Here is a 19339-nt window from a genome sequence, read left to right as displayed (position 1 = left end):
CGCCCATTTGGGCGCTGTGGCGGCCGGCCCGAGGCCTGTCCTGCATGTGACTTGAGCTGCGAAGCGCTTGCGGCGCGCCGCAAATTGGGCAAAACCTCTACAATTGACGATTGGTCCGGCTGCCAGCCATTCGGGAGACGTGGAGCGTGGCAAAGCTACTGGTCGTGGACGACGATCCGCTCATGCAGCTGACGATGCAGCGCGTGCTCGAGCAGCACGGCCATGTCGTTGCGAGCGCAAGCGACGGCCGGAAAGCGCTCGCCCGCCTCGACACCGAGGACTTCGATCTGGTGATCCTCGATATCTTCATGCCGGGCATGGATGGGCTGGAAGCGATGCGCATGATCCTCAAGCGGAAGCCGAGCGTTCCGATCATCATGACCTCGGGACGCCCCGACACCCCGAATGCGACATCAGAGCCCGATTACCTGACGATGGCCACCAAACTGGGGGCCGTGTCCGCGCTGCCCAAGCCGTTCAAGCCGGCGGCCCTGTTGACGATGGTTTCCGATTGTCTGGCGTCGGCCGGCAAGCCGACAGCTCCACCAGGGCCAGGCCGCGATGCTGTTCCGAACTCCTGAGAGCGGAAGCGATGAGCCGCTGCTCGGCAGCGGAGCCGGCGCCGGCGCGGCTGCTCCCTTGCGTTCGCGCATGACGCTGACGACGCGTCTGGCCGTCGCGATGATCCTGCTGGTCGCCATCGCGGTCTTCGCGGTCGGCTGGCTGGGCTACCGCAGCCTGGAGCGGGCGCTGCTGCCGCGCGCGCTCGACCGCATCGAATCGCATGCGCGTCTGATGGCGACCGAGATCGAGAACTATGTCAGCGGCGCCCGCAACGACATCAACGGCTATCGCGCCTCGCCCAATCTCGCGACGCTGATCCGGACGCTCAAGAGCGGGGTTCCCGATCCGCGCGAGGGACTGACGGCGCAGTCATGGCGTGAGCGCGTGGCGGCGCGCTATTTCGCCGAGCTGCAGGCGAAGTCGACCTATGCGATGATCCGTCTTGTCGGAATCGAGAACGACTATCGCGAACTGATCCGGGTCGACCGACTGGGTCCCGGCGGCACCGTGCGGATCGTTCCCGAGAGCGAGCTGATTACGCGAGGCGCGCGTAACTACATCAGGGAAACGTTGAGCCTGCCGCCGGGCGGCATCCGCCTCTCGCCGGTCATCCTCGACGGCAACACCACGGATCCGAGGACCGGCGTCCCGATGCTCTGCGTCGGCACGCCGATCTACGCCCCGGACGGCAAACCCTTCGCCATCCTGATCCTCGATCTCGACATGCGCCCGGTGTTCACGCATCTGCGCAGCGCGGCCAGGCCGGGTGCGCAGCTCTATGTCGTGAATGCGCGCGGTGACTATCTTTTCCATCCCGAATCCGATCGGGAATTCGCCTCGAAACGCGGGGGGGCGACGCGATGGCAGGATGACTTCCCGACGCTCGCCAGCGCGGCCGGCACCACCGAAGGCTTTGCCAGAATCCTGCACGACGACAACAATCGTCCCGGCGGCGTCGCCTTCGTCCCGGCCCTGCTGGCCGGACAGGAATGGGTCGCCGTGATCGAGACCATTCCGAACACCGCGTTCATGGCGCCCGCGCTGGCCATCCGCAAGACCGCGATCGAGGTCGGCCTGATCGCCATGCTGTGCGCGGCGGCGCTCGCCTTCGTGGTCGCGCGCTCGCTGACGCGTCCGATCAACCAGCTGACCCAGGCCGTCGAGGGCGTCGGACGCGGCGAGACGGTGAAGATCCCGCTGGAGGCCGTCGGCGAGACCGGCGTGTTGGCGCGCGCCTTCGCCCGCGTCCTGGACGAGGTCCGCTCCAAGACAGCCGAACTCGAGCGCGAGGTTCAGGAGCACTACCTGACCGAGGCGGCCCGCGATCATTTCGCCGCTCGCGAACGCCTCTATAGCGCGGCGGTTCAATCCTCGAATGATGCGATCGTGACGCTGGCGCTGGATGGCACGATCACGGCGTGGAATCCGGCGGCCGAAACCATGCTGGGCTATTCCGCCGAAGAAGCCGTCGGTCGACAGGCGGATTTCGTGGTGCCCCCGGACCGCATCGCGGAGGCACAGGACATCCTCGTGAAGGTGGCGCGCGGCGAGCGAATTCAGCACTTCGAGACGGTGCGCGTGCGTAAGGATGGCGAGCTGGTTCAGGTTTCACTCAGCGTTTCGCCGATCAAATCCCCGAACGGACAGATCATCGGCGCCTCCAAGATCGCACGCGACATCACCGAGAGCCGCCGGACGGAGGCGGCGCTGCGCCAGCAGACCGAAGAGCGGCGGCGCATCTTCGAAACCTCGCAGGACCTCATCCTGATCACCGACCGCGCCGGCACCGTCGTCCAGGTCTCGCCGAGCGTCGAGACGATCCTCGGTTACTCGCCGACGGAGATGGTCGGACGCAACGGCGCCGAGTTCATCCATCCCGATGATCTGGCAAGGGCGCGCGAAGAGCTGCGCGCTTCGCGCCACGGTCTGCGCACCCGTACCAGCGACGGCCGCTATCTCCACAAGGACGGCCGCGTCGTGACGCTCTCCTGGACGTCGAACTGGTCAGAGCCGGTGCAGCGCCACTTCTTCATCGGGCGCGACATGACCGAGAGCAGGCTGGCGCAGGAAACGCTCCGCGAAAGCGAGCAGCTCGCCCGCAACATTGTCGAGACCGCGCTGGATGCGTTTGTCCAGATCGACGACAAGGGCGCCATTCTCAACTGGAACTCGCAGGCCGAAAAGATCTTCGGCTGGTCACGCGCCGAGATCATCGGCAGGGACGTCTTCGACGTGATCACGGTCGGCGGCGAAGGCGAGGAACTGCGCGCCGCGCTCGGCCGGCTGGTGATGACGGGCCAGGCCAACGCGCTGGGCAGCGGACGCCGGCGCGAGGTGATGGTGAAACGGCGCGACGGCCGCGAGTTCAGGGCCGAGCTGAGCGTCACGGCGCTGAAAACCCGCAGCGGCGTCGTGCTCAACGGATTCTTCCGCGACCTCACCGACAAGATCGCAACGGAAGAGCGGATCCGCCAATCCGAGAAGATGGAGGCGATCGGCCAGCTGACCGGCGGCATCGCGCACGACTTCAACAACATCCTCACCGTGATCACCGGCACCATCGAGATTCTCGCTGCCGCCGTCGCCAAGGAGCCGCAGCTTGCGGCGATCACGCGGATGATCGACGAGGCCGCCGCACGCGGGGCGGATCTCACCCAGCATCTGCTCGCCTTCGCACGCCGGCAGCCGCTGCAGCCGCGCGAGATCGACGTCAACACGCTGATGATCGATACGGCCAAGCTGCTGCGGCCGACGCTCGGCGAGCAGATCGAGATCGAGTCGGTGTTTCAGGACGAAACCTGCGTCGCGCATGTCGATCCCAACCAGCTCGCCACCGCCGTCATCAACCTCGCGCTCAACGCCCGCGACGCCATGCCCGATGGCGGCAAGCTGATCCTGGAGACCGGCTGGGCCGATCTCGACGAAAACTATGCGAGCCTCTACGACGACGTCAGGCCCGGCCGCTATGCGATGATCGCGGTCAGCGACAGCGGCAGCGGCATCCCAGCCGGCATCATCGACAAGGTGTTCAATCCGTTCTTCACGTCAAAGGGGCCCGGCAAGGGAACGGGTCTCGGCCTGTCGATGGTGTACGGCTTCGTGAAGCAGTCGGCGGGGCATATCCGGATCTACAGCGAAGAGGGGCACGGCACCACGATCCGCATGTATCTGCCGCCGGGCAGTGACGGCGCGGTCACGCTGCCGTCGGGAGCTGCACCAGCGGTCCAGGGCGGCCACGAAACCATCCTTGTGGTCGAAGACGACCGGCTGGTGCGCGGCTACGTTCTCGCGCAGCTTCATGCGCTTGGATATGCGACGCTGGAAGCCGCCAACGCAGCCGAGGCGCTCGCGATCCTCAATGCCGGAGAGCCCTTCGATCTATTGTTCACCGACATCATCATGCCGGGAACCATGAATGGCCGGCAGCTCGCCAGCGAGATCCAGCGGCTGCGTCCGGGCCAACCCGTGCTGTTCACGTCCGGCTACACCGAGAATGCGGTCGTGCATCACGGCCGGCTCGACGAGGGCATCCTCCTGCTGCCGAAGCCCTACCGCAAATCCGAGCTGGCCAAGATGGTCCGGAAGGCGCTCGCGACGGAGGCGGCCTGAGACACGGCCGATCTGATCGCGCCGAAACCTGCTGGCTGCGCCCGGGCAGCCGCTTCTGCTCAGTTGGCGCGAGAAGCCGTCATCACGATGCGAATCAGATCGGCGGCGTTACGGGCGCCGAGCTTCTTCATGATGTTGGCGCGATGATCCTCGATCGTGCGCGGGCTGATGCCCAGGGTCCGGCCGGCCTCCTTGTTCGAGGCCCCTGCCGTGAACTGCTCCAGCACCTCACGCTCGCGGCGCGTGAGCGGCTCGCGGCCGGGGAAGTGCAGCGAGCCGATTTTCGGCGAGGCATTTTCCTTCTGCCGCCGCGCAAATGCGCCGATGGCTTCGTTCAGGCGGGCCACGATTTCACTGCCGCGGAACGGTTTCTCGATGAAGTCCAGCGCGCCGTTCTTGATCGCATTCACGGCCATGGGGATGTCGCCCTGACCGGAGATCATGAAGATCGGCGCCGGATAGTCTTCGCCATGCAGTTCCCGGAGGATGTCCAGACCCGACTTTCCGGGAATATGAACGTCGAGCAGAATGCAAGCCGGCGTCCTGCTGCGCGCCACGGCCAACAGTGCTGCGCCATCGGCGAAACAGATCACCTCGTACCCGCCGGCCGACAGGACCATCGAGAGGGTGTCGCGCACGGCTGGATCGTCATCGACGACAAAAATCTCACCGCGGGAAGTTGTTTGTTCGGCCATGGGAGAGTGCTCTTGCAAAGAGAGAAGAAACAATGAAAGCGCGGCTTATGATACCATATTCGTCGGGTGGTTTGGGCACCCGTATTTGTACGGTTTATGATCCTAACCCACAAGTAGTAGCGAAAGGTCGACGATCGTCATCACGAGACCACGATCTGGACACGATCTCAAGACCGTCGTGAAGCGCAGCATGTTGCCGTGCAAAATTCATCGACGGCGTTGGATCACGATCGAGCCCGAAGCCGACCGGATGCGCGCATGCTGGATACACCAGCCGCAGTCGCGTCGATCCAGCTCACGGGCGGTGCTCGGGACTCTGCACAACAATTGACACAAGGCGCGCCCAAATCAGCCGTGACGGGCCCGGATTCAGCTCGAGCTCGATGAATGGCTGCCTTGCGCAGGAGCGAGCGGCCTCGCTCCGACGTCATATGAATACAGGATGTCAGGACCGATGCTTTGCGGCAACACCCTCGGCCGCAACACCGCCCCAGGTATGGACCACAGGGAGGCCAAGCGCCGTCTTGCCGAGATTGGCGAGGAAAATGCGTAGCGCGGCAAGATCGACCGGCTTCGGCAGACTCTGCAGGTCCAGGCCAAGCGAGCGGGCAAACAGCCGGGCCGCGATTCGCCTCGCCGAGTCCATGCCGCTGATCACGATGACGGAACCGGCGAAGCGGGAGTCGGCGATGGCCCTGAGCACCTCGGTGCCGTCACCATCCTCGAGCATCAGATCGAGCGTGATACAATCGAAGCGCTTGTTGCGCACTTCCCGGATCGCCTCGTTACAGGTGGCCACCACCGTGACGGAATGACCCGCCTGCTTCGCAGCCAGCGAAATCAAGGCCCTCTGCGACGCATCGTCGTCGACCACCAGGAGCTGCAGCGCGCGCCGCTCGACGTCTTCCGCGGCCTCCGGCCGGCTAGGTGCAAGTTCCGAACTCATGACCGACATTGGTCGTCCCTGACAATTTTGAATGACCTCATTGTCCTACACGTCCGATCCTGCAGCCCCGTAAAGCGGTTCCCAGAAAATCGACCGGCGACTTTAGGACTTGCGCAGGACCTTCGGCGGTTCGTCGGTCCCTTCGCGCCTGCGCCGGCGCTCCTTGACGCAATGGAGCGGCGCAAGATCCGTCAGCCCACAGTCGCCTCCTGGCCGGAGGAAGCACTGCGCTTCTTCTTGTTCTTGCCCTTGATGAACTGGATGTCCATTTCGGCGCCGTTGACCCGAACCAGTTCGCACCGGCGATAGGCCAGCCCGGTCGACGACAGCAGGAGGAAGAACTCCTTCAGGTTCAGTCCCTGGATCGAGCCTTCAACCGTCAGCACCGCGTCATTATCCGAAATGGCGTTGAGCTGGCAGTCGCGTCGCCAGGTTCCGTCGATGCCCATGATGCAGACATCGTAGCCTCGACTGAAAGTGACGCGCTCCGTACCTTTGTTCTCTTCAGACATCTTCTGTGTCCTGCCTTATGGGCATCCGCTCGTGGTGTTCGGGAGGGCTCCGGGCACCATCGATGCCGATGGAGCCGATTGGCCTCCCAGGACGGCGCGCTAGGTCCCGGCACCGGCCATTCGCGGCAGTCCCGGTGCAGGCGCCTTCGCCGCCGCGACGGCGCCGCTCGGACGATAGAGGCCGCGCCGGTCCGCCTGCGGCTTGAACACGTCGGTGAGGCCGACGACGGTCTCCGCCGCACCGAGCACGAGAAATCCATCCGGCTCCATCAGCTTGGCCAGCCGGCCGAAGATGTTGATCTTCGTGTCCTGATCGAAATAGATCAGCACGTTGCGGCAGAACACGACGTCGAATGTGCCGAGCTGCGAGAAGTCGTGCAGCAGGTTGAGCTGCCGATGCTGCACCATGCCGCGCACGTCCGAATTGATCTGCCAGAGCTCGCCGGCCTGCTTGAAATATTTGACAAGCAGCTGGATCGGCAGACCGCGCTGGACCTCGAACTGGCTATAAAGACCCGCCTTCGATTTCTCCAACACCTCCTGGGAGAGATCGGTGGCGATGATTTCGACGCGCCAGCCATTGAGCGCTGCGCCCATCTCCTTGAGAGACATCGCCAGCGAATACGGCTCCTGGCCCGTCGAGCATGCCGCGCACCAGATCCGGATCGACTTGCGATTGGCGCGCGCCTTCAGGAGCTCCGGCATGATTCCGTCGCGGAAATGATCGAACGGCACCTTGTCGCGGAAGAAGAACGTCTCGTTGGTCGTCATGGCTTCGACGACCTGGCTGATCAGGGCGCTGGATCCGTCCTTCAGTTTCTGGACGAGATCGCTGATGCTGGCGAGACCGGCCTTGCGCGCAAGCGGAAGCAGGCGGCTCTCGATCAGATATTGCTTGTCGGCAGACAGGTCGAGACCTGACTTGTCTCGAAGCAGCTTGCGCAGGAATTCATAATCTGGCTGGTTCACGGACGGCCTCTTCTGGGCAGAAATGGATCAGGCGGATTCAGCTGACAGTGCCTGGATAAGACCGACTTCCTGGAATTTGGCGGCGACGATTTCCTTGTCGAACGGCTTCATGATGTATTCGTTGGCGCCGGCGTTGAGCGCACGTGAGATATGATCGATGTCATTCTCCGTGGTGCAGAACACCACCTTCGGCCCTTCTCCGCCCGGCAGACGGCGCAGCCGGCCGAGGAAGTCGTAGCCATCCATCACCGGCATGTTCCAATCGAGCAGGATGGCGTCCGGCAGGCTGTTCGTGCACAGCTGCAGCGCCTGCTCTCCGTCCTCGGCCTCGACGACCGAGAAACCCAGTTCTTCGAGAATCCGGCGTGCGATCTTGCGCACGACGCTCGAGTCATCAACGACGAGGCAGCTTTTCATGTGTGTCTCCCCTATGGGACGGTTGACGGGCTAAGCAGCGATGGCTGCCTTCGGCAGGAGTTCGAGCACGCGATCGACATCGAGGATCACCATCAGCTGGCCATCGAGGCGATGCACGCCGCCGGCGAACTTGGCCATGCGCGGATCCAGGTTGACCGGATTCTCCTCGCGGCTGGCCTCGGGCAGCCGCAGCACCTCGCCGATCTGATCGATCAGCAGGCCATAGGACTCGCCGCGCAGATCGACGCCGACCGCCATCGGCGGCTTGCCGTCATCGGCCTTGGCGAGTCCGAGCCGCGCCCGCATGTCGATCACGGTGACGATGCGGCCGCGCAGGTTTAGCACGCCGGCGATCTCGGCCGACGACAGCGGCACCCGCGTCACCCGCTCGGGCATGAACACGTCCTGCACCCGCGAGATCGGCAGGCCGAACAGCTGGCCGCCGATCACGGCGGTGACGAATTCGGACGCCGCGCCGTCGGTGGTCTCGATCTTGTTGCTGCTCATCGCACGCTTCTCCTGCTGGTCGTCACATCACGCCGCGCGCTTGGCGGCTTCGGCGCGTTCCCGCTCGTCGAACTGATCCTTCAACGACGCGATCAGGCCGGGACGGTCGAACTTGGCGATGTAGTCGTAGAGACCGGCCTGGCGGCCGCGCTCGACAGCGGCCGGCGAGATCAGCGACGACACCGCGATCACCGGCAGCTGATTGAGGTTCTGATCGGCGCGGATCGCCTCGGCGAACTCGAAGCCGTTCATCTCCGGCATCTCGATGTCGGTGACGACGATGTCGAAGGTGTGCCCGGAGCGCAGCGTGGCAAGGCCCTCGATGGCCGACGAAGCGGTGCGCACCTTGTAGCCGGCCGACTTCAGCACCGGCGCCAGCATGTTGCGGAAGAACGGGCTGTCGTCGACCAGCAGCACGGATCGGGTCAGCGCCTCCGAGCTCATCTCCTTGCGGATGAACCAGTCGGCGAACGCCATCGGCAGGAAGTGGCCGACGTCGATCACCTCGGTGGCCTGGCCCTTGATCACGGCCGAGCCGAGGATGCCGTCCCTGGCGCCGGAGACCTGGATGTGGAGCCGCTCCTCGACGATGTCGATGATCTCGTCGACCACGAGGCCCATCGCACGGGTCTCGTCGGCGAACACCAGGATCGGCTGCGATCCCGAGGTCTGCACCGACACGCCTTCCATCTGCACCAGCGGCATCAGCTGGTCGCGATACTGAACCATGTAGCGATCGTTGCTGATCTCGATCTTGTCGGCCGCGATCTCCTCGAGGCGCGTGACCAGCGCCAGCGGCACCGCCTTCGGATGCGCCGTGCCGGCGCGGAACACCAGCAGCGAGGTGAGCTGCTCGCCGCCGATGGCGTGATGCGCGGCATGCTCGTCGGCGACCGCCTGCGAGGCGGAGCCGGCGGCGCCCAGCGCCTTGGCGATGCCGTTCGGATCGATGATCATGATGACCGCGCCATCGCCCAGGATGGTGTTGCCCGAGAACATGTCGATGTGACGCAGCTTGGTCGACATCGGCTTGACGACGATTTCCTCGGTGTGGAACACGCAATCCACCACGATGCCGAAGGTCTGGTTGCCGACCTGCGTCACGACGATGAAGCCGTTCTCCGGATCGGACGACGAGCCGTCGTCGATCTTGAGCAGCTTCTTCAGATGCATCAGCGGCAGCAGCTTGTTGCGCAGGCGGAGCACCGCGGTGTCCTTGATGCGCTCGATGCGGTGCTCGGAATTGGCGCGCGCGCGCACCAGCTCGACCACGGCCAGCTGCGGGATCGCGAAGCGGTCACCGCCGGCCTCGACGATCAGCGCCGAAACGATGGCCAAGGTCAGCGGGATCTTGATGGTGACCGAGGTGCCCTCGCCGGCCACCGACTTGATGTCGATGGTGCCGCCGATCTGGTCGATATTGGTGCGCACCACGTCCATGCCGACGCCGCGGCCGGAGACCGAGGTGACGGCGGCCGCCGTCGAGAAGCCCGGCTCGAAGATGAACTTGTGGATCTGCGCTTCCGTCATCTTCTCGAGCTCGGCCTCGGTGACGAGACCGTTCGCGAGAGCCTTGGCCTTGATCCGCTCGGTGTTGAGGCCGCGGCCGTTGTCGGCGATGCAGATGATGATGTGGCCGCCTTCATGATAGGCGGAGAGGCGGATCGTGCCCTGCTCGGCCTTGCCGCTGGCGGCGCGCTCGGCCATCGTCTCCAGACCATGGTCCGCCGAGTTGCGCACCATGTGGGTGAGCGGATCCTTGATGAGGTCGAGCACCTGGCGGTCGAGTTCGGTGTCGGCGCCGTGCATCTCGAGCTCGATCTGCTTGCCGAGTTCGGTCGCGAGGTCGCGGACGATGCGCGGCAGCTTCTGCCAGGCATTGCCGATCGGCTGCATGCGCGTCTTCATGACGCCTTCCTGCAGCTCGGCGGTGACGTTGGAGAGCCGCTGCAGCGGCACCTTGAACTCGGTGTCCTCGTTGCGGCGGGCGATCTCGAGCAGCTGGTTGCGCGTCAGCACGAGCTCCGAGACCATCGTCATCAGATGTTCGAGCGTGTCGACATTGACGCGGATCGACTGGTTGGCGACCTTGTCGCTCTCGGCCATCTCGCCATCGGCGTTCGCCTTGGCGCGCGCCGCCTTTTTCGGCGCGTCGGCCTTGGCCTCCGCCTTCGCGGGCTCGGCTTTCGCAGACGGCTTCGGCGCAGCAGGCTTGGCTTCAGCCTTCGGCTCCGGCGCCTTTTCATGCGCGGGCGGAGTCTCGATGGCGGTCTCGCGGAAGGCGCGCTCCAGTTCGTCGAGCGAGACCTCGCCCGGACGCAGCGGACGCTCCAGCGTCTGATCGATCAGGGAGCCTTGGGTGACCGCTGCGGCGGGCTTGGCCGCAGGTGCAGCGGCGGGCGCCGCAGGCACCAGCGGGGGCGCAGCCTCGCCGGCGGCCATCGCGGCCATGCCGCGCTCGACCATCGCCTCGAGCTCGCTGATGAGATCGCGGTCTTCGCCCTCGGGCTCGGACTCATTGGCCTCGAGCTGCGCCAGCAGGTCCTTGATGCGATCGATCGTGGTGAGGATCAGCGTCACGGCCTCGCCGGTGACCGGCATGCCGTCGCGGAATTTGCCCATCAGGGTTTCGGCGGCATGCGCCAGCGCTTCGAGCCGCGGCAGGCCGAGGAAGCCGCAGGTCCCCTTGATCGTGTGTACCAGACGGAAGATGTTATCGAGGATCTTGGCGTTGTTCGGCTCCTGCTCGAACCGCACCAACTGATTATCGACGGTATCCAGGCTCTCGCTGGTCTCCGTCAGAAACTCACGCAACAGGTCATCCATGAAACTGGCCTTCGCACGCAACGGAACGCGACATGACGCGCCCTTCAAACCGTGGCCAGTTTCGGTCCAAAGCGTTTAATATTAGTTGAGTAAGCGCAAATGAACGGACTCAACAAAGAGATAAGATGTCTCCGGACAATTTCGGAGACGCGGCTAAGACTTGATTAACCACGGTGAATGGTTTCTTGCGCCGGACCGACGACACGAAGTCGCAGTTCGTAGCCGCAGGACCGAGCGGGATCCCCTGCCGGGATCAGGCGGCCTGCACGACCATCGCGGGGCCGTCGGCGGCCAGCGTGACCTTGAGGCCGCAGGCCTCGGCCAGCATCCGGGTGTAGTAAGGCTGCACGGCGTGGGCGTCGACCGTCGACTGAAGTTCGCCGGAGAGCAGGTTGACGATGTTCTGCGGCAGACGGGCGTTGAGACCGGTGGCGGCGACGCGGAAGCTCATCGTCTCGCCCTCGCCGATCGGATCGACCGTCAGCATGCCGCCGCGCGGGATCGTCTGCTGCGCCACCACCATCATGTTCAGCAGCAGCTTGACCCGGTTCTTCGGCAGCAGCAGCCGCGGCAGATTCCAGGTGATGGAGGTCTTGGCATCCTCGATATGGCCGCGCGCCATGGTCTGGGCATCGCCGAGATCGATCTGCGCGCCGGCCGAGCCGGCCGCACCGAAGGCGAGCCGGCAGAACTGCAGCCGGGCCGAGGCGGTCTTGGCGCTCTTGCGGATCAGTTCGAGCGCGAAATCGCGATCCTCGGGCTTCGGATTGTCGTCGAGCACCTCGAGGCCATTGACGATGGCGCCGACCGGACTAATGAGGTCGTGACAGACCTTCGAGCAGAGCAGAGCGGCAAGTTCGAGCGTATCGGGAGCGGGAATCGGATTGGCGATCTCTGAAGAGGACGTGCCGGACATTCGATGTTCCTGGAATCCGCGAACTTTGACGAATCATGCTTGCCTGGTGGTTTGATACACTGCGAAAGCATGAACCGCCACCGAGCTTAGGGCAGGACACGGGAAAGTACGTAGCGGTTTTCCACGCCGGCGCTGCCCAATCGCGCATCAAACCGGCCGATGGGAGCGCTCCGTGACCGGACGGACAGAGGAAATTGACCATGCAAGCTGGATACGGATCGGCCCGAGAGGGCGCGGCGCGATGACGGCCCGCCCGACCGCAGGAACCGTCGGTCTCGAAGCCGCCGCCGCGCTGATGACGCCGCTGACCGAGCTCGTGGTGCAGGCGGCCCACGCCATCCTGGCCGTCAACCGCCGCGCCATGGCCGTCACCGACAAATCCGACGGCTCGCCGGTCACCGAGGCCGACCTGGCCGCCGACAAGGTGATCGCAGACGGCTTGGCGCGGCTGGCGCCCGACATCCCGGCCTTGTCGGAAGAGCGGGTCGGGGCCTGCGCGGCGCCGTTCACGGGCAGCTTTTTCCTGATCGATCCGCTCGACGGCACCAAGGAGTTCGTCGCCGGGCGGGGCGAGTTCACCGTCAACCTGGCGCTGGTCAGCGACGCCAGCCCCCTGCTCGGCATCGTCTGCGCGCCGGCAATCGGGCTGATCTGGCGCGGCCTGGTCGGGCGCGGCGCCGAGCGGCTGTCATTTTCCGAGGCGGGCCTCGGCGCGGCCGAACCGATCCGCACCCGTCCGATGCCGAAGCCGGGCGAGGCCTGGGTGGCCGCCGTCAGCCGGTCGCATGGCGACGACCGCACCGAGGCGTTCATCGCCGCGCGGCCCGGCGCGACGCGGCTGCCGCTCGGTTCTGCGGTGAAGTTCGGCCGGCTGGCCGAGGGGCTGGCGGACATCTATCCACGGCTCGGCCCGACTTCGGAATGGGACGTGGCGGCCGGCCATGCCGTCGTGGTGGCAGCGGGCGGCACCGTGACCGGTGAGACCGGCGTGCCCTTGTGCTATGGCGAGCGCGGCGACATCTTCCTCGTGCCGAGCTTCATCGCCTGGGGCGACCCCAGTGCGGCGAGAGCCGTCTGACAGACCCGTCTGAGGCGGACCTATTCCGGCAGATCGTCCTGCAGCGCCGGCCACCGCGCTTCGGCCCGCGCCAGATAACGGGCCGGGTCGGCCTTGAAGGCATCCCGGCTCTCCTCGCGGCTGAACAGGAACAGCCGCTCCTCGATGACGGCGAAAAAGCGCGGATTGCCGGCCACGGTGACGCCGCGCGCCACGTCGGTCGGGTCATAGCCACCGAATTGCGGGCCATAGACCTCCGGATGGGCCAGGAACGAGGCGCGGTTGCCCTCGTTGCGGAACCGCCAGACCACCCCGCCCTGGGCCGCCTCATAGTCGGGGAGGCCGAGCTGCGCCTGGCCATCCACGAAATACGACACCGGGTCGAAACCATCGATGGCCAGCCCGCTGAAGCGATCGGTGATGATTCGCCCCGTGGTGGCCGCACGGCTGACGACCGGCGGCATCATCAGCGCCGCCAGCGCGATGGCGGCAAATACGCGGCGAAACAGCGGCCTCGAGCCGCTGATGTTCCGTTGTTGCCGTTGTGCGGTCATAGTTGGTGCCGATAACATGGGTGCAGCAGGGGCTATGCCCTTCAGCGGACAATCGCCGGATGTGGTTGGCGTCAGGTTAAGGGCGATGGTCGGGCAGCCGATAGCAGGGGATTTCCATCGATGAGTTTCGCAACCCGCCTTGCCGCCACGACGCTTGCGGCCATTCTGGCCACGACCGCGTCGGTCGTCGCGCAGCAGGCGCCCCCGCCCGCGCAGCCCTATCAGGGCGCGCCGCCCTACCAGGCTGCGCCGCCGCAGTACCAGCAGCCGGCACCGCCCCCGCGCCCGGCGCCGAGCCCCGACAGCTTCAATCCGGACGAGTTGGTCAATGCCGGCCACCGCTTCTTCGGCAACGTCTCGCGCGGGCTCGCCTCGGTGATCGAGCGCGCCGTCAGCCAATGGGGCCTGCCGAACGGTTATATCCTCGGTGAGGAAGGCGCGGGCGCGTTCGTGGCCGGGCTGCGCTACGGCGAAGGCACGCTCTACACCAAGAATGCCGGCGACCTCCGCGTCTACTGGCAGGGCCCCTCACTCGGCTTCGACTGGGGCGGCGACGGCGCGCGCACCATGACCTTGGTGTACAATCTGCCAGCCACCAGCGCGATCTATCAGCGCTTCGTCGGGATCGACGGCTCGGCCTACATCGTCGGCGGCTTCGGCATGACCGCGCTGACCGCCAACAACATCGTGCTGGTGCCGATCCGCTCCGGCATCGGTCTGCGGCTCGGCGCCAATGTCGGCTATCTGAAGTTTACCCCGAGCGCGACCTGGAACCCGTTCTGAGGCCGCCAACTGATACCATCGCGACACATTCTCCGGTGACGGATCAAGGTTAACACGGCATTGGGCTGGCGTTGAATCAGCCCCCCGTGCATTGTGATTCCGTTAATAATTCCGGACCGGGAGTTGTGCGTCATGGTCGAGCCGATCATGTATTTTGCGATCGGTTTTCTGATCGCCATGCTCTGTGCCCTCATGATCGTGCCGCTGGTGCACAATCGTGCGGTGCGGCTGACGACGCGCCGGCTGGAAGCGGCCACGCCGCTGTCGATGGCCGAGATCCAGGCCGACAAGGACCAGCTGCGCGCGGAGTTCGCGATGTCGGCGCGGCGGCTGGAGATGAGCGTCGACGCACTCAAGAACAAGGCCACCGGCCAGCTCGCCGATCTCGGCAAGAAGACCGACGCCATCAACCGCATGAAGATCGAGCTCGGCGAGAAGAACGCCGCGATCTTCGCGCTGGAGGCACGTGAGAAGGCGCTGAAGGACCAGCTGCGCGCGACGGAGGAAGAGTTCGCCGCCAAGACCGAGGCGCTGCGCGCCGCCGAGCAGGCGCTGAAGGAGAAGCAGGCCGAGCTGGTCCGCCTCACCGCCGAGCTCAACGACAAGTCCATGCTCGCCGACAGCCGCCAGGTCGAACTCGTCACGGTGAAGACCCAGGTCGAGGAGCTGCGCAGCCGCGTCTCCGAAGCCGAGAAGGAATTCTCCGCGACCCAGGCGCGCCTGGCGCTGGAGCGCGACGAGTCCGACACCGCGACCAAGGCGCTCAACGACGCCCGCGCACGGGTGGAGAATCTCAGCCAGCGCGTCACCGAGCTCGACCGCCAGCTGATCGTCCAGGTCAAGGAAGCCGAGATGCTGGCCTCTCGCGTGGCCGACCTCGAGGGCCGGCTGTCGACCCAGGGCAAGCTGCTCGCCGAACGCGATTTCGAGAACAGCCAGCTCCGCGAGGCCAATGCCGCCGCCGACCGCGCCCTGAAGGAACTGCGCGACGAGCTCGCCGGCCACGGCAGCGGCAAGTCCGCCGCCTTCGACCGGCTCAAGTCTGAGAAGGCCGCGCTCGAGGAGCAGCTGCAGGCCGCGCGCGACGAGCGCACCAAGCTGCAGCGCGAGATGAACGCGATCCAGCAGCAGGCCGAGAGCACCTGGGCCCAGGAGCGCATGGAGAACGCGCTGTTGCGCGAGCGCATCAACGACATCGCCGCCGAGGTGGCAAAACTCGCGATGCAGATCGAGGGCCCGAACTCGACGATCGAGGCCATGCTGGCCGCCGAGCCCGCCGCCAAGCCCGCGAATGCCAACGGCGCTCCCGCCGCCCCGGCCGCGGCCGGCGGCGCGCCCCAGGGCGGCACGCTGGCCGACCGCATCCGCGCGCTGCAGTCGCATGCCTCGCGGGCGCGGCAGATCGGGGCCTGAGGGCGGACAGGATCGCGACCTGCCTGCCCCTTGGAGCCTTCCTTTGGAACTCCAGGGAGGCGCGCCGAACGGCCGATTTCGGTCCAATCGGGGGCAGCGCGGTCACTCCCGCGCAGTTTTCCGCACCGACCCCGCCGCAAATCCTTGACACCCCCTACCCGCGCTTCGTAAATCGCGGGCTCTGACGGACTGCTTCGGCAGCTGCCTTCACGGCCTCTCGGCCGGCAGCCACCCAGATCCGGGCGCATAGCTCAGCGGGAGAGCGTTCCCTTCACACGGGAGAGGTCCAAGGTTCGATCCCTTGTGCGCCCACCATTAAAGCCGGAAATTTCAAGAGCTTAGCCGACTATTCCCTAGCGATGTCCCGCCATTTTGCCGGGGCACACTCCGGGCACACCGCAAATGTCGGCGATTGTCACGGTCTCGTTGACCGCAGGTCCCCCAAAACACACCTGCTGGACGATCAAGCAGAGGCGCTCCGCACGAACCCAAAGCTTGCGATCGGGCAGCGGGCGCAATGAAATTGTGGCTGGTCACATCGCCAGCGACGCGAGGTTCTTCATCCTGGCCATCTGGCCATAGAGCTCGCAGCCATCGTATCGCTCGCGCGCGAGCGCGCAGCCGTTCAGCAGCATCAGGAGGCCGGCCAGCATGCGGCAACGACGCTTGGCCGCATCGACCGGACGGAAAAGCGGCAACGAGGCTTGGTCGATTGAAGCACGAGCGCATCCATTCTCTGGCTGCACGGCGACCGGCCTCCTCATCGGACCCGGTCGCCCGCAGGATGGTCGCTATGGCCTCTTCGGCGTGATCGCGTCAGCCGTCGCCTGGATAAAGGCCTGGATCTTCACGACGTCCTCGTCCGTCACCTTGCCGGTGACGTCCGGCATGCCCGTGATCGCGGAACGGTCCGTTGAAGACGATGTTCCTCAGCCCGATGATCTCCTCGGCCGGTACATAGCCGAGATTGCGGATGTTGATCCCCCCAGAAGAGCCGCGATGAGGGCTCCGGCATGAACTCTCATATCGACGACGAGGCTGCGGGAATGTCCGGCGAAACGACTGCATTCTAGGAGCTGGGAGAGAGATCGTGGGCCGGACAACATCCGCCTGTCTACGTCCAAGATCTGACCGTCGATAGCTGTCGATCTGCTTCTCGATGATCGGACAACGCGCACGCGACGAGTACGCAAATGGCGTGCGTGACATACTCGACTACGAGGACGTTACGAGGCGCAAGCAACGGCTGGAGCCGTACGACTTCTTCACGCCAATCCATGTTCGACCGCGATCCGGGCGAGGTCCATCAAGCTTCGGGCGCCGAGATTTCTCTTCAACACCGTGCAATTGTTGGCGATCGTCTTGTACGAGACCTCCAAGATGTTGGCGACTTCCGCAGGAGCAAGACCAGCGCCAAGGAGGCGAAGGATCTCGAGCTCCCGTGAAGTCAGTTCACGGAGCGGACTTGCCCCTCCGGACGCTTTGAAGAAGGCAAGCTTGTGGGCGATTTCCTCGGAAATATACGCCGCACCTTTCGCGACCTGATGCATCGCGTCGAGGAAACGCAAGGGATCGTCGCTCTTGGACAGATACCCCTTCGCACCAGCGTCGATCGCGCGGGCGGCAAAGATGGGGTCGCTGTGCATGCTGAAGATGATGATCCGGGCTTTCGGGTCACGCAGCAGGATTCGGCGACACAATTCGAACCCGGAAATGCCCGGAAGATTGATGTCGATTGCTGCAACGTCCGGACTCGACGAGAAGTATTTGGTGTATCCGCTCTTTCCGTCCGCCGCGTCGATCAGTTCAATCTCCGGATCGCTCTCGATCAAAGCCCTGCAACCCGAGACGATCAACGGGTGATCATCAACAATCAGAATGCGCATTTATCTGCTCGGCGATCAGTTCAAAAAGGTATGTAGCTACTCAGTTCGACGGCGGCAAGCGGCGCGATGATTGATTTTCAGAATTCCGACGGATTGATCTGGCCTCGATTGAAGACGTGCATGCAACTCAACCTTTTGTTGATTGCCATCTTAGATTGCTTCCATGCGCGATCAATTCGGTCGGCGACTCCCCGCCTTCCGTTGCGGCACCCGTTGCCATCTCCGTCGAGCAGCTGAAATTGGACCGAGAGATCAGCTCCATCGTCGCGTTCCGAGAACATGACGCGCCCTGGTGCAAACAGGAATTTCTTCCCGAAACATGTCGGGAGATTCTGACAATCCCGTTCAACTTCGGGATCGAGATCGCAAGCCAGCGGCGCTGTCGTGCGTTGCGCCACGAAGACCCGCTCTTCCTTTCGCACTTTCGCCCCTATCCCGCACGACGATGAGTTGGGAATGACGGCGTCAGAGTAGACCGAAGTTGAAATCTTGCGGTTGTCCGCTTGTGAGGCGCGCGTCGTCGTCGAGTTGTCCGCTTCACGCTTCGCATCGGCATTGCAGGTCAGGGCTTAGAATGAGTGTGTCAAGATTTCTTAGAACCCTGCAGCAATCCCGAGGTCTTTCATTTCGGATCTGGATGGCTGCAGCCATTGTCACTTTTGTACTATGCTGGTCGGATCGGACAACGTTGGCGCAGAGCCCGTCTTATATTGGCAGTGGAACGCCGATCGAGACGAGTGGCTCGACTTCGTCCACGGCAGTGCCGACCGGCCCAAACTCACCATCACGGGCGGCAGGCGCGCCAGCTCCGGAGTCAGCAACGAAACCACCTGCCTCGAGTGAGGCTGCTACGGTCACCACGCCCCCGCAACCCGTGGCTGTCAGCGAGCCTGCGCATGTGGCGCCTTCGTCGCCCCCAAACGCGTCGCCTCCGATTGCTGAGCAGGCACTTGAAGGTGGCTCCACACCTGGAGAACTATCTCCTTTCACCATGTTTCTCGGTGCCGACATCATCGTGAAGAGCGTGATGATCGGGTTGGTCCTGACGTCCGTGCTGACATGGACGGTGTGGCTGTTCAAATCCGTCGAGCTCCATCTCGCGAAACGGAACGCACGCGCCGGACTGCGCGTGCTGACCGCGGCGCAGACGCTTGCAGCCGCCGCGTCGGAGCTGCGCCCCAGTCGTAACGTTGCGACCAGGTTTGTGGCAGCGGCCCTGAGGGAAGTCGAACTATCATCCGGCGTTTCGGAGCATGGCGTCAGAGACAGGCTGTCCTGGCAGCTGGAGCGCGTGGAGGCAGCCGCCAGTCGGCGCATCGCCTTTGGCATGGGCCTGCTTGCTACGATCGGTGCGGTCGCCCCTTTTGTTGGTCTGTTCGGTACCGTCTGGGGCATCATGAACAGCTTCATTGGCATCTCGCGCCTGCATACCACCAACCTCGCTGTCGTGGCCCCCGGTATCGCGGAGGCGCTGCTGTCGACCGCAACCGGGCTGGTCGCCGCGATTCCCGCGGTTGTGATCTACAACTGCTTCACACGGGCGATCGGCAACTATCGCGCGACATTGCGGGACATGTCCGTCGCCGTGCTGTGCCTGGTTGACCGGACGCCGGCCCGATCATTGCCGAGATCGACGACCGACGAATCGTCCGAGCCCCCCATCTCCGAAGCAGCAGAATAGGCGC

Annotated in this window: 18 protein-coding genes and 1 tRNA gene; 7 read left to right on the top strand and 12 right to left on the bottom strand. The window is 64.6% G+C overall.

Annotated elements, in window-relative coordinates:
• The first annotated feature begins 146 nt into the window (after nucleotides 1-146).
• Nucleotides 147-581 (top strand): response regulator, encoded by a 435-nt coding sequence (locus tag ACQR0Z_RS34530; protein ID WP_434862041.1) that lies wholly within the window; start codon nucleotides 147-149, stop codon nucleotides 579-581.
• Nucleotides 562-4173, top strand: coding sequence for a PAS domain S-box protein (locus ACQR0Z_RS34525; protein ID WP_434921618.1), 3612 nt, complete (start codon nucleotides 562-564; stop codon nucleotides 4171-4173). The genes ACQR0Z_RS34530 and ACQR0Z_RS34525 overlap by 20 nt, the downstream gene beginning before the upstream one ends.
• 59 nt (nucleotides 4174-4232) lie before the next feature.
• Here ACQR0Z_RS34525 and ACQR0Z_RS34520 read toward each other — a convergent pair whose 3' ends face one another.
• The 8 genes from ACQR0Z_RS34520 to chpT form a co-directional block, all read right to left on the bottom strand.
• A complete protein-coding gene (locus tag ACQR0Z_RS34520; protein WP_315717165.1) occupies nucleotides 4233-4868 on the bottom strand; it encodes a response regulator transcription factor in 636 nt (211 codons plus the stop codon).
• Between the two features lie 445 nt (nucleotides 4869-5313).
• Entirely contained in the window at nucleotides 5314-5823 is a 510-nt protein-coding gene (locus ACQR0Z_RS34515; protein ID WP_434862034.1) for a response regulator, read from the bottom strand.
• Nucleotides 5824-6005: 182 nt separating this feature from the next.
• Entirely contained in the window at nucleotides 6006-6326 is a 321-nt protein-coding gene (locus ACQR0Z_RS34510) for a PilZ domain-containing protein (RefSeq protein WP_434862035.1), read from the bottom strand.
• 99 nt (nucleotides 6327-6425) lie between these two features.
• A complete protein-coding gene (locus ACQR0Z_RS34505; protein WP_434862036.1) occupies nucleotides 6426-7295 on the bottom strand; it encodes a CheR family methyltransferase in 870 nt (289 codons plus the stop codon).
• 27 nt (nucleotides 7296-7322) lie between these two features.
• Nucleotides 7323-7712, bottom strand: a complete 390-nt coding sequence (locus ACQR0Z_RS34500) for a response regulator (protein WP_434862037.1) — start codon at nucleotides 7710-7712, stop codon at nucleotides 7323-7325.
• A 30-nt stretch (nucleotides 7713-7742) separates the two neighbouring features.
• Nucleotides 7743-8219: a chemotaxis protein CheW gene (locus ACQR0Z_RS34495; RefSeq protein ID WP_434862038.1), complete on the bottom strand. Its 477-nt coding sequence runs from the start codon at nucleotides 8217-8219 to the stop codon at nucleotides 7743-7745.
• A gap of 27 nt (nucleotides 8220-8246) precedes the next feature.
• Complete coding sequence (locus ACQR0Z_RS34490) at nucleotides 8247-11045, bottom strand: hybrid sensor histidine kinase/response regulator (protein ID WP_434921617.1); 2799 nt, start codon at nucleotides 11043-11045, stop codon at nucleotides 8247-8249.
• A gap of 253 nt (nucleotides 11046-11298) precedes the next feature.
• Nucleotides 11299-11961: a histidine phosphotransferase ChpT gene (gene chpT, locus ACQR0Z_RS34485; RefSeq protein WP_434860066.1), complete on the bottom strand. Its 663-nt coding sequence runs from the start codon at nucleotides 11959-11961 to the stop codon at nucleotides 11299-11301.
• 241 nt (nucleotides 11962-12202) lie between these two features.
• Here chpT and cysQ point away from each other — a divergent pair, with 241 nt between their 5' ends.
• Complete coding sequence (gene cysQ / locus ACQR0Z_RS34480) at nucleotides 12203-13039, top strand: 3'(2'),5'-bisphosphate nucleotidase CysQ (protein WP_434921616.1); 837 nt, start codon at nucleotides 12203-12205, stop codon at nucleotides 13037-13039.
• Between the two features lie 20 nt (nucleotides 13040-13059).
• Here cysQ and ACQR0Z_RS34475 read toward each other — a convergent pair whose 3' ends face one another.
• A complete protein-coding gene (locus ACQR0Z_RS34475; protein WP_434921615.1) occupies nucleotides 13060-13572 on the bottom strand; it encodes a YHS domain-containing (seleno)protein in 513 nt (170 codons plus the stop codon).
• A 120-nt stretch (nucleotides 13573-13692) separates the two neighbouring features.
• On the opposite strand from ACQR0Z_RS34475, the gene ACQR0Z_RS34470 reads away from it, so the two are divergent.
• From ACQR0Z_RS34470 to ACQR0Z_RS34460, 3 genes are all read left to right on the top strand, one after another.
• Nucleotides 13693-14355 carry a DUF1134 domain-containing protein gene (locus ACQR0Z_RS34470; RefSeq protein WP_434860063.1) on the top strand — a complete coding sequence of 221 codons (663 nt, stop codon included), beginning with the start codon at nucleotides 13693-13695 and terminating at the stop codon, nucleotides 14353-14355.
• A gap of 132 nt (nucleotides 14356-14487) precedes the next feature.
• Nucleotides 14488-15768: a hypothetical protein gene (locus tag ACQR0Z_RS34465; RefSeq protein WP_434921614.1), complete on the top strand. Its 1281-nt coding sequence runs from the start codon at nucleotides 14488-14490 to the stop codon at nucleotides 15766-15768.
• Nucleotides 15769-16008: 240 nt separating this feature from the next.
• Nucleotides 16009-16083, top strand: a tRNA-Val gene (locus tag ACQR0Z_RS34460).
• 218 nt (nucleotides 16084-16301) lie between these two features.
• Here the strand turns inward: ACQR0Z_RS34460 and ACQR0Z_RS34455 are convergent.
• From ACQR0Z_RS34455 to ACQR0Z_RS34445, 3 genes are all read right to left on the bottom strand, one after another.
• A complete protein-coding gene (locus ACQR0Z_RS34455) occupies nucleotides 16302-16466 on the bottom strand; it encodes a hypothetical protein (RefSeq protein ID WP_434921613.1) in 165 nt (54 codons plus the stop codon).
• A gap of 567 nt (nucleotides 16467-17033) precedes the next feature.
• Complete coding sequence (locus ACQR0Z_RS34450; protein WP_434860061.1) at nucleotides 17034-17654, bottom strand: response regulator transcription factor; 621 nt, start codon at nucleotides 17652-17654, stop codon at nucleotides 17034-17036.
• A gap of 77 nt (nucleotides 17655-17731) precedes the next feature.
• A complete protein-coding gene (locus ACQR0Z_RS34445; RefSeq protein ID WP_434921612.1) occupies nucleotides 17732-18076 on the bottom strand; it encodes a hypothetical protein in 345 nt (114 codons plus the stop codon).
• Nucleotides 18077-18645: 569 nt separating this feature from the next.
• Here ACQR0Z_RS34445 and exbB point away from each other — a divergent pair.
• Entirely contained in the window at nucleotides 18646-19335 is a 690-nt protein-coding gene (gene exbB, locus ACQR0Z_RS34440) for a tonB-system energizer ExbB (protein ID WP_434921611.1), read from the top strand.
• Nucleotides 19336-19339: the final 4 nt, after the last annotated feature.

Source organism: Bradyrhizobium sp. HKCCYLS3077 (assembly GCF_051167555.1).
Lineage (GTDB): Bacteria > Pseudomonadota > Alphaproteobacteria > Rhizobiales > Xanthobacteraceae > Bradyrhizobium.
Note: the sequence above shows the minus strand (reverse complement) of the source record. Positions and strands in the feature narration are given on the sequence as shown.

Excerpts from the sequence above, each read along its gene's own strand:
- ACQR0Z_RS34475 (WP_434921615.1), bottom strand. The coding sequence starts at position 13,572 with ATGACCGCACAACGGCAACAACGGAACATCAGCGGCTCGAGGCCGCTG.
- ACQR0Z_RS34510 (WP_434862035.1), bottom strand. The coding sequence starts at position 6,326 with ATGTCTGAAGAGAACAAAGGTACGGAGCGCGTCACTTTCAGTCGAGGC.
- ACQR0Z_RS34515 (WP_434862034.1), bottom strand. The coding sequence starts at position 5,823 with ATGTCGGTCATGAGTTCGGAACTTGCACCTAGCCGGCCGGAGGCCGCG.
- ACQR0Z_RS34465 (WP_434921614.1), top strand. The coding sequence starts at position 14,488 with ATGGTCGAGCCGATCATGTATTTTGCGATCGGTTTTCTGATCGCCATG.
- chpT (WP_434860066.1), bottom strand. The coding sequence starts at position 11,961 with ATGTCCGGCACGTCCTCTTCAGAGATCGCCAATCCGATTCCCGCTCCC.
- ACQR0Z_RS34470 (WP_434860063.1), top strand. The coding sequence starts at position 13,693 with ATGAGTTTCGCAACCCGCCTTGCCGCCACGACGCTTGCGGCCATTCTG.
- cysQ (WP_434921616.1), top strand. The coding sequence starts at position 12,203 with ATGACGGCCCGCCCGACCGCAGGAACCGTCGGTCTCGAAGCCGCCGCC.
- ACQR0Z_RS34520 (WP_315717165.1), bottom strand. The coding sequence starts at position 4,868 with ATGGCCGAACAAACAACTTCCCGCGGTGAGATTTTTGTCGTCGATGAC.
- ACQR0Z_RS34500 (WP_434862037.1), bottom strand. The coding sequence starts at position 7,712 with ATGAAAAGCTGCCTCGTCGTTGATGACTCGAGCGTCGTGCGCAAGATC.
- ACQR0Z_RS34495 (WP_434862038.1), bottom strand. The coding sequence starts at position 8,219 with ATGAGCAGCAACAAGATCGAGACCACCGACGGCGCGGCGTCCGAATTC.
- ACQR0Z_RS34490 (WP_434921617.1), bottom strand. The coding sequence starts at position 11,045 with ATGGATGACCTGTTGCGTGAGTTTCTGACGGAGACCAGCGAGAGCCTG.
- ACQR0Z_RS34525 (WP_434921618.1), top strand. The coding sequence starts at position 562 with ATGCTGTTCCGAACTCCTGAGAGCGGAAGCGATGAGCCGCTGCTCGGC.
- ACQR0Z_RS34450 (WP_434860061.1), bottom strand. The coding sequence starts at position 17,654 with ATGCGCATTCTGATTGTTGATGATCACCCGTTGATCGTCTCGGGTTGC.
- exbB (WP_434921611.1), top strand. The coding sequence starts at position 18,646 with ATGTTTCTCGGTGCCGACATCATCGTGAAGAGCGTGATGATCGGGTTG.